Raw genomic sequence first — 13,402 nt, forward strand, 5'->3', positions numbered from 1 at the left:
GGTTCCCTTCGTCGCGATCAGGTGTTCAGCTGCCCGGCGGTGGTGGCCAGGCGAGGGCCCGCAGCGCCGCCGGGCCGCCGTTGACGACGTCGCGGTCGTGGCTGTGCCGGCGGTCCGGGTCGCCGGGCTGGTACTGCCAGAGCGCGAACGTGCTCCACCCGGCGGGCAGCTTCGGGCTCTTCGCGGTGTACCCGGCGATGTCGAGAGGATAGCCGCCGAACGACGCGTCGTTGCCGGTGCACGGGTTCCACCAGTTGGTGTTCGTGTAGATCATCGGCCTGCGGCCGATGCCGGTCTCGATGCGGCCGATGAACGCGCGGATCCAGGTGCGCATCTCGGCGGGGGTGAGGTCGTAGCAGTCGTCGGTGCGCACGCCGGCGTACGGCCACTCCAGGTCGACGAACGGCACCAGGGTTCGTGCGTCGCGGGTGAAGCGGGCGTGCCGCAGGAAGTGCTCGGCCTGGCCGACGGGGTCGCCGCGGTCAGGCCGTGCGTACACGTAGGCGCCGACGTACCGCCCGGCCCGGCGCGCCGCCGTGTAGTCCGCGGCGAAGTGCGGGTTGACGTACGTGGTGCCCTCGGTGGCCTTGACGTACACGAACTCGCTGCCGGCGGCGACCTCGGTCGGCCAGTGGATCCCGAAGCGCCGGTGGTCGTGACTGGACACGTCGATCCCGCCGATCGGATACCCTGCCGGGCGCTGCGCCGCGATCACGGCCACGGCCTCCAGCACCGGCGGTTCGACGGGCACGGTCACCTCCGGCGGTACCGCGGACGCCACACCCCACACCGGGGTCGTCACGATCAGCAACCCGAACGCGACCGTCCGTCGCTGCCCGGTGGTGAGGTCGGCGGCGACCCGCCGCGTCCACCGCGCCGCCGCCACCAGGCCGGCGGCGACGTCACGGGCCCGACGCCACGCCGTCACCGCAGGCCTCGACACCAGTCCAGTGTGCCCCGCCACCGCCCAACCGGCACGTCGCGGGCGAAGCTGTCGGGTTTCGGCCGGACACCGCTGGATCAACGGCGACAGCCAGCTGCTCGTCCTGTCGCCGCCTGACCGGCATCACGCACGGCGGACCCGGCTGTGCGACGCGTGGGTCGGTGCGGCAACCAGTTACAGGCGGTCGACCCGTCAGCGCCAGAACCACTTCTGGTTGTCCTGGCCGTTGCACCAGTACAGCTTCACGGCGCTGCCGTTGGTGGTGCGCTGGTCGATGACGTCGGCGCACTTGTCGGCGTTGACGCTGACGAGGTCGTTGGAGGTGTTGAGGCGCCACTGCTGGGCCCGGTTGCCGGAGCAGTAGGCGACCTGCACGACGGTGAAGACGTCGGTGCCGGCCCAGGCGGCGTCCATGCACAGGCCGACGGAGCGGATCGTGCCGTCGGACAGGGCCTCCCAGTGCTGGACGGCGGAGCCGTTGCAGGTGGCGATGACGAGGGCGACGCCGTCCTTGCCGGCGGCGGCGCTGAGGCACAGGCGGGACTGGACGCCGACGATCGCGCGGCCGGGGATCATCGGTGCGGCGGCCTTCGCGGTGGTCTTGACCGGCGCCGGGGGCGCCACCGCCGCGGTCGTGCCACCGCCCGCGGGCGCGGTCACACCGGAGCCACCAGACCCCGCCGCACCACCCGCCGAGCCACCCGAGCCGCCGGTCGCGGCATTCCGGGGCGCCGGCCACCGCGGAGCCCGCGCCGCCGGGGACGGCCGACGCCGAGGAGCCGGACGGAGCCGGTGTGGGGCTGGAGGTCGGGGAAGGCGCGGCGGAGGTCACCGCCGCGGGGCGCGGGGCGCCGGCGGGGTCCGTCGCGGCGGTCCGGTCGGCGTCCGCCGGTGAGGCCGCGGGCAGGACGAACGGCAGGACGGCAGCCGCCAGGACGACACCCAGCACCACGAACACGCGGGGCGCCGGCATGAACCCGCGGCGGGGCACGGCGGGGCGCCGGGTGAAGGCGTCGGCGAACGGGGACATGGCTGCTCCAGTCGGCTATCGGGTGGGGAGGTCTTCGGGGGCGAGCAGGACGAGGTCGTCGCCGGTCGCGTCGGGCAGTTCGGCGACGCGCTGGGCCTGCCGTTCGGTCATCTCCTGGAAGACCTGGCGGGCGAGCCGGCCGTTGCCGAACCCTTCGCCGCGGGGCAGGGCGGTGAAGTAGTCGACGAGGCCGGCGCGGGAGACGTCGGTGAGTTCGTACCGGTGACCGGCGGCCTGGTGCTCGACGATGGACACCAGCTCGGCGGTGTCGTAGTCGTCGAAGTGCAGGGTCCGGGTGAAGCGGGAGGCGAGGCCGGGGTTGGCGCCGATGAACCGATCCATCTCGCCCGGGTAGCCGGCGACGATGATGACGACGTCGTCGCGGTGGTCCTCCATCATCTTGACAAGGGTGGCGATGGCCTCCTGACCGAAGTCGTTGCCGCCGAAGCGGGGCACCAGGGAGTAGGCCTCGTCGATGAACAGGACACCGCCGAGGGCGCTGGTGACGGCGGCGGCGGTCTTCGGCCCGGTGTGGCCGACGTACTCGCCGACCAGCGCGCTGCGGTCGACCTCGACGAGGTGGCCGCGGCGCAGCAGCCCGAGCGCCTTGAGCAGCCTGCCGTACAGGCGGGCGACGGTCGTCTTGCCGGTGCCGGGGTTGCCGGCGAAGACCAGGTGCCGGCTCAGCGGCGGGGCGGGCAGGCCGGCCTCCTCGCGGCGGCGGACGGTCTGCATGAGCTTGACCAGGGTGCTGACGTCGCGTTTGACCCGGTCCAGGCCGACGAGCTCGGCGAGCTCGCCGAGGAGGTCGTCGAGCGACTCGTCGGGGATGTCCACCCCATCGACGGCGCCGGGAGACGGCAGGGCCGGCGAGAGCAGGGCGTCGCCGATGGTGCACTGCGAGAACGTGGCCCGGGAGCCGGGTTCGGTGCTGGTGTCCGGGATGCGGCAGTGCTCGAAGGTGGGGTCGGCGTCGGCGCCGACGTGCAGGCCGGCGAACTTCGTGCCGGTCACGTCGCAGCGGGTGTACTGCCCGCCGGCGCCGGGCGCGACGTAGATGCCGTTCTTCGCGACCCCGTCCACGCGCAGGCCCTCCACCTGAGGCCGGGCGCCGGTCCACGCCACGAGGCCGGAGCCGGCGCCGCCGGTGATGTCGGTGGCGCTCACCCGTACCGCGGCCGCCGTGTCGATGACGATGCCCGCCGCCGCGGCGTCGGTGACGCGACCGCCGGCCAGGGTGAGCGCGCCGCCGGTGACGACCTCGACGCCGACCTCCCTGGGCCGCAGCACGGCGCACCGCCGCACCTCGGCGGGCTCGGACGAGGCGACCCTGATGCCGGTGGCGACGTCGGTGATCGTGCAGCCGTCGGCGGTGAGGGTGGCGCGGTCGCCGGCGTGCACGCCGGTCATGGTGAGGTCGCGCAGGTCGCAGTCGGTGAGCGTGACCCGGGACTGCTCGACGGCGTGGACGCCGTGCTCGGCGCCGCGCAGGACCCGGCAGCCGGTGAGGTGGACCTCGGCGGTGCCGGCGGTGTGCACGGCGCTGAACCCGGCGGCGGTGAGCAGGCAGCCGTCCAGCACGGCGTGGGCGGCGCCGACGGCGAGCAGCGCGTTGGCGGCGGTGTCGCGCACGGTGCAGCCGGTCGCGGTGAGCTCGGCGTCGTCGGCGACGACGAGGCCGCTGGCGCAGGGTCCGGTGATCCGGCAGTCGGTGAGCCGGACCCGGGCGGCGCCGGAGGCCTGGACGGCGGCGGCGCCGGACGTGTCGATGCGGGTCTCCTCGGCGACCGCGGCGGCGGCGTCCTCGACGAGGAGACCGTTGCGGCCGGCCCGGTCGATCCGGCAGTCGATGAGGGTGAGCCGGGCGGTGCCACGGACCCGGATCCCGGAGCCGTCGGTGGCGCGGACGAGCAGCCGGACCGCGGCGAGCTGGGCGGCGCCGGACAGCACGATCCCGACCCCGGCGACGGTGTCGAGGCGCACGTCGAACGCTTCGGCCTTCACGTCGCCGGCGAGGTGCAGGGCGGTGCCGGCGGCACCGTGCACGGCGACGTCGCGCAGGACCACGGCGGCGACGGCGTCGACGGCGCGGGCCTCGATCCGTCCGTTGTGGACCTCGACGTGGTCCAGGACGACGCCGGCGCCGTCGAGGACCGACACCGCGGGCCGGGACGGGTCCAGGCCGCGCACGACGAGCCCGGTGACGGTGGCCGCCGCCGCGGTGACCACCAGCGCCGCGGTGAGCTCGACGCTGCCGGTGCCGTGCTCGGGGCGCAGGTGCACGTCCTTGTCGAGGCGGACCTCCTCGGCGTAGCGGCCCGGGGCGATCGTGACGGTGTCGCCGGGCGCGGCGGCGCGCACCGCCTCGGCGATGGTGCGGTGGGTGCCGCGGCCGCGCGCCCCGCCGACGGTGAGGGCCCTGGTCATTTGGTGTAGTACCAGGGGTTGTCGTGCATGCGGAACTCCTTGAGGAGCTGTGACGTGACCGTCTTCTCGATGATCTTCCAGGGCAGCTGGAACGCGAACTCGGCGAGGCCCTGGCGGTGGAACGCCCGGCCGCCGAGCCCGGAGTTGAACAGCGTCTTGGCGATGCTGGTGGTGACGGCGCCGGTGACGCCGGCCGCGGCGGACAGCAACCCGTCGAAGGCGGCGGCGCCGCCGATGAGGTAGACGGTCTCGCCGTTGGCGTTGGTGATGCCGAAGACGGCGGCGTTCATGCTGCCGTTGACGAACCCGGTGAGCCCTGCGACCGGCACGTTGAACGCGAAGTCGTAGGTGCCGCCGCGCCAGCGGGTCGCGGTCTCGTTGCCGGCCCACTCGTTGGACCAGTGCTTGTCGTGGTTGAGCGGCTTGCGGTGCCAGCCCTTGCCGCCGTCGATGTTGGCCAGGCCCGCCTTCCAGTCGCCGGAGCGTTGCATGGCGCCGAACTTGTTGTCGTGCACCAGCGAGCCGACGGCCTGTTTGACGGACGCGCCGACCGCGGCGTTCGCGAACGCCTTGAGCACGTCCTTGCCGTTGAACTGGGTGCCGGCGATCGCGTCGACGATGCCGTTGACGGCGATGTTCGCGGCGAACTCCAGCAGGAACTCCTGCGTGAACTCCAGCGCGGCCTTCTGCAGGGCGAGCTTCCAGTACGGTTCGTACAGCGCCTCGGTGTGGGTGCCGAGGCGCAGTTCGCCGCCCCATTCCATGCGGTTGGCCTCGCGGATGCGCCGGTTCCAGCCGCGGACCTCGGTGACGCCGCCGCGGTAGTCCAGTTCGCGGCCGACCCGCTCCCAGGCGCCGTTGGCGCGTTCGAAGACGTAACCGTCGTCGGTGCGGCGGGCGATGGTGAGGCCGGCGTTGTCGTACTGGCGCCACTGTCCGCGCCAGGCGTCGCGTTCGAGGAACCCGCCGGTGATCTGCGAGCGTTCCCGGACGGTGGCGCCCATGTCGAACTCGCGCCACGCGCCGGGGGTGGTGAGGTTGTATTCGCGGATCCGGCCGATCTCCGCGCCGGCCGGGATCTCCCGGACGGTGACGGCCGCGCCGGCGCCGTCGGTGACCTCGTCGCGGAAGCGGGTGGCGCCGCCGAACCAGTCGGCGACCCAGCCACCGGCACCGTTGTTCGCGTTGGTGTCCCACCAGCGGCGCAGCGGGTTCGCGCCGGGCGCGGCGGCGACGTTGCCGTACCTGTCGATCTTCCGCCAGTGCCACTCGTGGCCGCCGCCGGGCAGGTCGACCCGCCACGAGTCGACGTAGCCGCCGCTGTCGAGCATGCGCCGTTCGCGGATGAGGACCTGGTGGCCGTCGGCGCCGCGGATGGTGTCGCGGAACGAGTCGTCGTAGGTGGCGTGCGGGCCGTTGAAGCCGCGCCCGTACTCGCGGGTGCCGGTCTGCCCGGCGCCGTCACGCCACTGCCAGGTGCGGCTGTCGCTGCGGGCGTCGTAGCCGGACCAGCTCCACTTCCCGGGGCCGTCCGGGGCGTTGGCCTCGATGCGGTGGACACCGCCGGCCGGGTCGGGCCAGTCGTCGGCGCGGCCGACGATGACGCCGTGCGGGTCCTTGCGCACCCAGACGCCGGTGCCTTCGTGGGCGGCGCCGCGGCCGGCGATGCCGCCGTCGGCGGCGCCGGGCGCGGGCGGGCGGTGGAACTCCTTGATCGAGCCGTCGGCGTAGCCGGCCCGAGCCACGGAGTGCTGCTGGCCGCCGAACTCGTACCAGTTGCCGTGCTGCTGCCCGGCGACGAACCGGTCCTCCCAGATCCGGCCGTCGGGGTGCGGGCCGACGTTGACGCGGTGCCCGGAGAGCTTGCCGTTGCCCTCGCTCCACGGGATGCGGTTGGCGTCGCGGACCGCGGTCGGCGGGAGGTCGACGACGTCGTGGCCGACCTTGAGGGTGTTGCCGTGGTCGAGCTTGGCGCTGGAGCGCACGAACCGGCCGGTGTTGGTGAAGTCGTAGGTGCTGTCGTTCATGCTCACGAACCGGAAGCCCTGCGTCTGCAGGTTGCCGTGCTGGTCGAGGCGGCGCCACTCGAAGAGCTGGAAGCGGGTGTCGGTGCGCAGGTGCGGGTTGGCGCGGAACACGTCGGAGTCGACGCCGGCAAGGAACGTGCGGGCCCACTGCGGCGGCCGCTGCTCCGACCAGCGGCGGGTCTCGAGGCGGTCGCCGGTCGGCAGTGTCTCGAGTTTGCCGGCGTCCTTGCCGTGCGGGGACTGCGCCTGCCAGGTGTCGCGGCGCACGCCGCCGGCGCCGAGGTCGAACTGCTGGTACATGCCGGCGTTGGCGGGTGCGTGGGCGGTGCCCCACTGCCGTTGCACGACGGGGCCCGGGTTGCCGCCGGCCGGTGGGAGGCGGTCGGTCCAGCCGCCGTCGCGGTCCATGGTGCGGGGGCCGTGACCGAGCCGGTTGCCGGCGGTGTCGAAGCGGTGCCAGGTCCAGTCGCCGAGCGGGCCGCGCAGCCCGGCGACGTCGCCGCCGCCGATGCCCTGGCGGAACTCGTGGACGAGCCGGCCGTTGTGGTTGACGTCGCGCCACCCGACGGCGTTGGTGTCGAAGCGCCGCACGCCGTGATCGACGACCCGGCCGTCGGCGGTGAGCTGTACCCACTGCGGGCGTTGCGAGGTGCGGCCGAAGTCGCCGTCGATGCGGCGGAACACGTCGAGGCTGGTGCCGCCGGGGATGGGGCGCCGGTCGAAGACCTCGGCGCCGGCCCGGTTGAGCAGCCGCACCCGGCCGGTGCCGGCGGCGGCCGCGTCGAGGGTCCCGGTGTGGAACGCGCCGGCGGCCGGCAGCGGCAGGCCGTTGTCGGTGAGGCGCCAGGTGCGGCCCGCGGCGTCGACGACGAGCTGCCGGGTCGTGGCGGCCGCGTCGCGCAGCACGTTGAAGGACTGTTCGAGGAGGTTGCCGGCGGCGTCGTACCGCCGGAACTCCCCGGTGTGCAGGCCGAGCTGGTCGGTGATGCGGTAGCCGGTGCCGTCGGCGGCGACCTGCCAGCCGTGGATCCGCACGCCGGTGAGGCTCTCCACGTGCCCGGCACCGCCGGCGGCCGGGTTGACCACGACCCGGTCGGCCTGCCCGGCGAGGTTGCGCACCGGCGTTCCGGTCTGGATGTGCGCGCCGGTACCGTCGAAGCGCTGGAACGCGTTGCCCGCGGCGGTGTCCGTGACCTGGGTCCCGCCGCCGTGCGGAGCGACGGCGTAGCGCGCGTCGGTCACCTCGATCGCGCCGCCGGCGCCGTGCGCGTCGGTGACGAAGAACCGGTTGCCGAGGACCCCGCCGCCCGCGTCGGTCAGCGGGCGCCCGGTCGCGGTGAGGGTCCCGGCGTTGTCGAAGCGCTGGAACGCCTGGTGCGCAACGGTGTCGGTGACCTGGAACCCGCCTGCGCCGTGCGGCGCGACCGTGTAGCGGGGGTCGGTCACCTCGATGCGACTGCCCGCGCCGGTGACGAAGAAGCGGTCGCCGAGCACGCCGCCGCCCGCGTCGCGCAGCGGCCGTCCCGTCTCGGTCAGCGCCCCGGTGTTGTCGAAGCGCTGGAACGCGTTGTGCGCGGCGGTGTCGGTGATCTGGAACCCGGCGCCGTGGACCGCCACCGTGAACCTGGCGTCGGTCACCTCGATGCGGGCGGGGGCGCCGCCCGTCGGCGTGACCACGAACCGGTCGCCGAGCACCCCGCCGCCGGCATCGCGCAGCGGGCGTCCGGTCTCCGTCAGCGTGCCGGTGTTGTCGAAGCGCTGGAACGCGTTGTGCGCCGCGGTGTCGGTGACCTGGAACCCTCCGCCGTGCGCGACCACGGTGAACCGGGGGTCGGCGACCTCGACGACGGTGCCGCCCGCGCCGTGGGTGACGACGAACTGCCCGCCGATCGGGGCGCCGGTCGCGTCCCGCAGCGGGCGGCCGGTGGCGGTCGCGGTGCCGGTGGCGTCGAACCGGTGGAACCCGGCGCCGTCGGCGACCTGGAACCCGGTGCCGTGCTGGGTGATCGCGTGCCCGCCGGTGCTCTCGATCCGGACGCCGCCGGCCGCGTACCCGCCGGTGGGCTCCACGACGAACCGGCCGTCGAGGTTGTGCCCGTCCAGTCCTCGCAGGACCGTGCCGATCTCGGTGAGGTCGCCGTCGGCGTCGAAGCGCTGGAACCCGGCGCCGTCGCCGACCTGGTAGCCGCCGTCGTGCTCGGTGACGGTGCGGTTGACGACCACGGCGCCGTCGTCGTCCAGCAGGCGCAGCTGCACCGCGCCGGCCGCGTCGACGTGCTCCTCGACCCGCAGGCCGAGGCCGCCGCCGTCGGCGCCGCGCAGCAGCACGTGCCCCTCGATCGGGGCGCCGGCCCACAGGTCGTGCAGCATCGCCGACACCGTCTGGCCGCCGCCGGGCAGCCGCGGCCGGTCCCGCAGCGACCGGGCGGTCAGCTCCGAGATCCGGGCGTCCATGGCGGCCGGGTTGACACCGAGCCCGCGCAGGTCGGCCTCCAGCCGGGTCACCTTCGCCAGCGCCGCCTGGTGGGTGCGTTCGGCGTGCACGTGGGCGAGGCCCGGGCCGCTGGAGGACTGGCCGGGCCGGGCCCGGATGTCGTCCCACATCGCCTCGACCCGGCCGAGCTCGGTGCGGGCGCCGGCGTACGCGCCCCACGCGTCGAGGCGTTGCCGGCGCAGCGGGTCGTCGAGGGCACCGAACAGCCCGGCGATGCGGTCGCTGTCGCGCTGCCAGGCGGCGTCGAGCTGGGCGCCGGTCGGCCGTCCGCTCGCCGGCGGTGGTGGTGTGGCGGCGACGTCGCGGACCGCGGCGCCGCCGGCGTGCGGGGCGCCCCGGCTGATCTGGGTCTGCAGCAGGCCGAGCGCGAGGGTCACGGTGACCGGGTCGACCCCGGCACCGGCCGCACCGCCGGGTGGCGGGGTGGCGCCGGCGTCGGTGTCGTCGCCGGCGCGACCGACCGGTCCCGGTGCCGGCGTGGGCGCGGCGCGGCGGGCGGTGTCGGCGAGACTCGTGTGGTCGGCGACCCGCGCGCCCGAGCCGCTGAGGGACCGGGTATCGGGCATGTGCACGGTGATCGGCGCGAGCAGCTCGTCGGGCATGGGGTTGCGTGGGGTACCGAGGTGCGTGCCGGCCGTCGCACCCCCACCGCCCGGGGAGCCGGCGAGATGCGCCGGGTTGGTGGAGACGCCCGGCGGTTGCATCGCGGCGCCCGGCCCGCCCGGCGGGGTGTCGAGGCCGCGGCCCAGCGGTCCGCCCGCGCCGGTGAGACCGGTCGGCTCCGGTGCACCCCGCCGTGCGGCATCGGGGTCGGGGTCGCGTGCAGGGCCTGGCCGGTGGCGCCGTGCAGGGCCGGCGGGGCGCCGGCGAGGTGGGCGGGCGTCGCCCCGGGTCCGGTCGGCCCGCGTGGGCGGAGACGCCGTCGAGGCGGGTGACGACGAGCTGCGACACCGGTGGGGTGTCGACGTTGCGGCCCAGGGCGCCGAGATCCTGGGTCACGTGCTGGGCGCCGACCGCGAGGCCGGCGTGGTCGCCGATGCGGGCCCCGGCGCCGTTGACCGCGCCGCCCGGGGTGCCGATCAGCGTGTGGGCCGCCGGCGCCGCACCCGGGTGCTGGGCGAGCAGGTCCATCGCCCCGGTGTGCACCGACGGCGGCGGCGTGCCGAGGTGCGTCGCCGTGGTGAATCCATTGTGGACGGCGGGCGGGGCGGCATGGGTCAGCGTGCCGGACGTGACGGCGTCACCGAGAGCGACCGGTGCCGGAGCGCCGTGGTGCAGGCCCACCGGCGAGGCACCCACATGGGTCGCCGCGGTCGGCGGGGGCACGGCGTTGGCCAGGACGCTCGCCGGCGGGACTGCGGCGTGCGTGACGGCACCCGGCGGCGTCAGGTGGACCGCGCCGGCCATCGAGCCGGTCTCGCCCAGATGGACCCCGCCGAGCAGCGCGCCCGGCGGCGGGGCGGTGACCGCGGAGACGGCCGGCAGGTGCAGGTTGCTCCCGGCGCCCGCGTGCTGGGCGGGGGACACCGGCTGCAGGTGCACGCCCGCGCTGACGCCGGTGCCCGCGTCGACGGTGTGCAGGACCGGCGCGCCGTTCGTCAGGCCTTCCAGGCGCAGCCGGGACAGCGTGTCGATCGGCGACAGCATGATGGCGTCGATGCTGCGCACGGCGTCGGCGCTGAAGTGGATGCCGTCGCCGATGGTGGAGTGCAGCTGCAGCGTCGGCGGGGTCGGGGTGATCCGGCCGGCGCCCTCGAACGAGCCGACGTTGACGTGCTCGATCCGCGGCGGGACGGCGAGGTTGCCGGTGCGCACGTCGTTGAGGTCGAGGTGCACGCCGCCGCCACCGCCCTCGGGGAGGAAGACGTGCGGGCGGGGCAGGCCGTACAGGTGATGGCCCATGATGCCGCGGTCCACGACGGCGAGCTTCATCGCCTTCCACACCCCGAGGTGCAGCTCGTCGGCCTCGGCGGGCAGGAACAGCCGCAGCCAGCGGTTGCCGCCGAACTCGGTCTTCAGGAACTGCCAGGTGCTGCTGCCGAACTTCGCGACCATCGACGGGATGCCGGTGGCGAACGCCTGGATGCCCTTGACCCCGTTGACGATGAACAGGCCGGTCTTGGACAGGGCGATGCCGGTCAGCGCGGGCAGGTCGGTGATGCCGGTGCGCAACCAGAGGGCGCCGTTGCGGATCCAGGTGCCGGCCACGGTCGCGATGTCGTGCAGGCCGGGGAAGATGACGAACGGGTGGCTGATGATGCCGCGCAACGCGTTGCCGAAGAACTTGAACACGGCGAACGCGCCCGCCTTGAGCCCGTTCCAGGCGAACTTCGCGCCGGCCGCGAGCAGCTGGAAGATCGGCACGGCCCGGGTGGTCGGGGCGAGGATGCCCAGGGCGGAGAGGAAGAACTCCAGGGCACTGGCCTTGCCGTGGGCGAAGTCGACCGCGGTCTTGATGAACAGCGCCAGGTTGACGCCGATGGCCACCAGCGCGATCGGGCCGCCGAAGACCAGCGCCGGCAGGATCAGTGCGATCGCGATCCACTTGAAGATCTCCCAGAACTCCTCGCAGCCGGACACGGGCTGCTTGATGTTCTGGTACGCCTCGACGATCCGGTTCGACGCGCTGTCGGCCGTGGTGCGCTGGCTCTCCCCGGCGGTGCGGGCGGTGTCGGTGAGCGCCTGCCGGCCCGGGTCGTCCTCGGCCATGCCGCGCGCCTGGGTGAGCGCCTGGTCGGCGCGCCACTGCTCGTCGCGCATCACCGCCACGTACGTGGTGAGCGCCGTCGTGGACCACTCGAACGCCTCGGCGAGGCTCTGCACGAACCCGCGCAGCCGGCCGCTGATCTTCTCCCGGAGCGCCTCGGCGGTCTTGCCGGCGAACGCCTCGGGTCCGGCGGTGTCCAGGACGGCGGCGAGCGCGGTGTCGACCTCCCGGGCGACGGTGCCGAGATTGCGCAGCGAGGTGATGACCTCGTCGATGCGGGCCGGGTCGCCGGGGGTCGGGTCGGCGCCGAGGCCGACCTTGTCCCAGTCGGTGGGTCGTGGCACGCGGACAACCCCCTCTCGACGGATCTGCATGACCACGTGTGAACCTGCCGGACGGTTCACACGTGGTCGAGGCGGAACCACGAGAGGAGGCCGCGTTGCCCGACTTCGCCATCGACTACGGACTGCTGCACGAGGCCAAGAAGGACCTGCACGATCTGGCCGACCGGATCGGGCCGAAGCTCGGCGACACGGCGTTCTCGCAGGTCGGCAGCATCGAGTACGAGGACTCCGACGCCGTGTTCGGCAACGACGGGCTGGCTGGGTCGTTCCGCAGCCTGTACCGGATGGCCCAGCACCCGATGAGCAAGGCCGAGTCCGACCTGCGGGAGCTCGGCGACATCTTCGGCGCGGTGGCCGACGGCTACTTCGACGTCGACGCCCAGATCGCCAACGGGATGGGCATGATGGGCGCCAGCCTGGACCTGGACCAGTGGAAGGACGACAAGGCCGCCTGGGACTACCTGCAGGCGCACCGGGGCGACTGCGTGCCCGGCCCGGACGGGGCGATGCCCGGGTTCTGCTCCGCGACCGACCCCGGGCCGCCGCCGACGGACCTGACGATCACCACCGACACCGGGTCGGTGCACACCCACCTCACGCTCGACGAGAACAACAACGTGGTCAAGGAGGAGACCACGGTCGTCAACGGCGACCAGCGGTACACCTCGACGACGACGTACACGCCGGATCACACGTCGTACACGACGGATACGATCTACAGCGACGGCAGTACGACACACTCGGTGACGACGACGGGGGAGCACGGCTCGTCGGTGACCGACACGACGTCCGGCGACGGCTCGACCACGCACACGGTGATCGCCCTGAACGAGGGCGGCGGCGGCACCATGACCGTGACCGAGAGCGATGGCACGGTGACGAAGTACACGCGCGGGGACCAGTACGCGCGGTGGGACGAGGTCGAGAAGACCACCCCCCAGGACGACACGGATTACTCCAGCTACCCGACCGCCGTCTGACCTCCGACTGCTGACCTGACTGAAGGAGCCCGCGATGCCCAACATCTCACTCGACTACGACAAGATCGAGGCGACCTCGACCCGCCTTGACGGCGCCGTCCGCGACATCCTGCCGATGCTGGAGTCGCTGCGCAGCGACGTGGCCAACCTCCTCGAGGACGGCCTGGTGTTCCAGCAGTCCAGCCCGGCGATGAAGGAGTCGTACGAGAAGTTCAACACCAGCCTGCTGGCCGCGATGAAAGGCATCAACGACTTCGCGAAGCAGTTCCGCGACATCCGCACCTCCATGGAGGAGATGGACGTCGACATGGCCGGCAAGATCCGCTCCGCCGGCTCCTGACCCGCCGCACCCGGCCCCCGTCCTGGTCCTGCATGACCAGCCAGAACCCTTCCTCGCTGAACCACGCGCTCGACCCTGATGCGGATTTTGTGCGGGGGCACGGGCAACCG

General features: G+C 73.8%; 7 protein-coding genes. 3 read left to right on the forward strand and 4 right to left on the reverse strand.

Annotated features, from left to right (window positions below):
* Positions 1–25: 25 nt before the first annotated feature.
* From OHA72_RS38475 to OHA72_RS38490, 4 genes are all read right to left on the reverse strand, one after another.
* On the reverse strand, positions 26–943 hold the full coding sequence (locus tag OHA72_RS38475) for a GH25 family lysozyme (protein WP_327000990.1): 918 nt from the start codon (positions 941–943) through the stop codon (positions 26–28).
* Between the two features lie 192 nt (positions 944–1,135).
* Positions 1,136–1,603: a ricin-type beta-trefoil lectin domain protein gene (locus tag OHA72_RS38480; RefSeq protein ID WP_327000991.1), complete on the reverse strand. Its 468-nt coding sequence runs from the start codon at positions 1,601–1,603 to the stop codon at positions 1,136–1,138.
* 385 nt (positions 1,604–1,988) lie between these two features.
* A complete protein-coding gene (locus OHA72_RS38485) occupies positions 1,989–4,400 on the reverse strand; it encodes a right-handed parallel beta-helix repeat-containing protein (RefSeq protein WP_327000992.1) in 2,412 nt (803 codons plus the stop codon).
* Positions 4,397–9,625 (reverse strand): hypothetical protein, encoded by a 5,229-nt coding sequence (locus tag OHA72_RS38490; protein ID WP_327000993.1) that lies wholly within the window; start codon positions 9,623–9,625, stop codon positions 4,397–4,399. Before OHA72_RS38490 ends, OHA72_RS38485 begins: the two co-directional genes overlap by 4 nt.
* A gap of 202 nt (positions 9,626–9,827) precedes the next feature.
* Here OHA72_RS38490 and OHA72_RS38495 point away from each other — a divergent pair, with 202 nt between their 5' ends.
* From OHA72_RS38495 to OHA72_RS38505, 3 genes are read left to right on the forward strand one after another with little or no spacing between them, the layout of a single operon-like run.
* A complete protein-coding gene (locus tag OHA72_RS38495; protein ID WP_327000994.1) occupies positions 9,828–12,014 on the forward strand; it encodes a hypothetical protein in 2,187 nt (728 codons plus the stop codon).
* 20 nt (positions 12,015–12,034) lie between these two features.
* A complete protein-coding gene (locus OHA72_RS38500) occupies positions 12,035–12,952 on the forward strand; it encodes a hypothetical protein (protein WP_327000995.1) in 918 nt (305 codons plus the stop codon).
* Positions 12,953–12,986: 34 nt separating this feature from the next.
* Entirely contained in the window at positions 12,987–13,292 is a 306-nt protein-coding gene (locus OHA72_RS38505; RefSeq protein ID WP_327000996.1) for a WXG100 family type VII secretion target, read from the forward strand.
* Positions 13,293–13,402 lie beyond the last annotated feature (110 nt).

Origin of the sequence: Dactylosporangium sp. NBC_01737 (assembly GCF_035963215.1) — a bacterium.
Lineage (GTDB): Bacteria > Actinomycetota > Actinomycetes > Mycobacteriales > Micromonosporaceae > Dactylosporangium.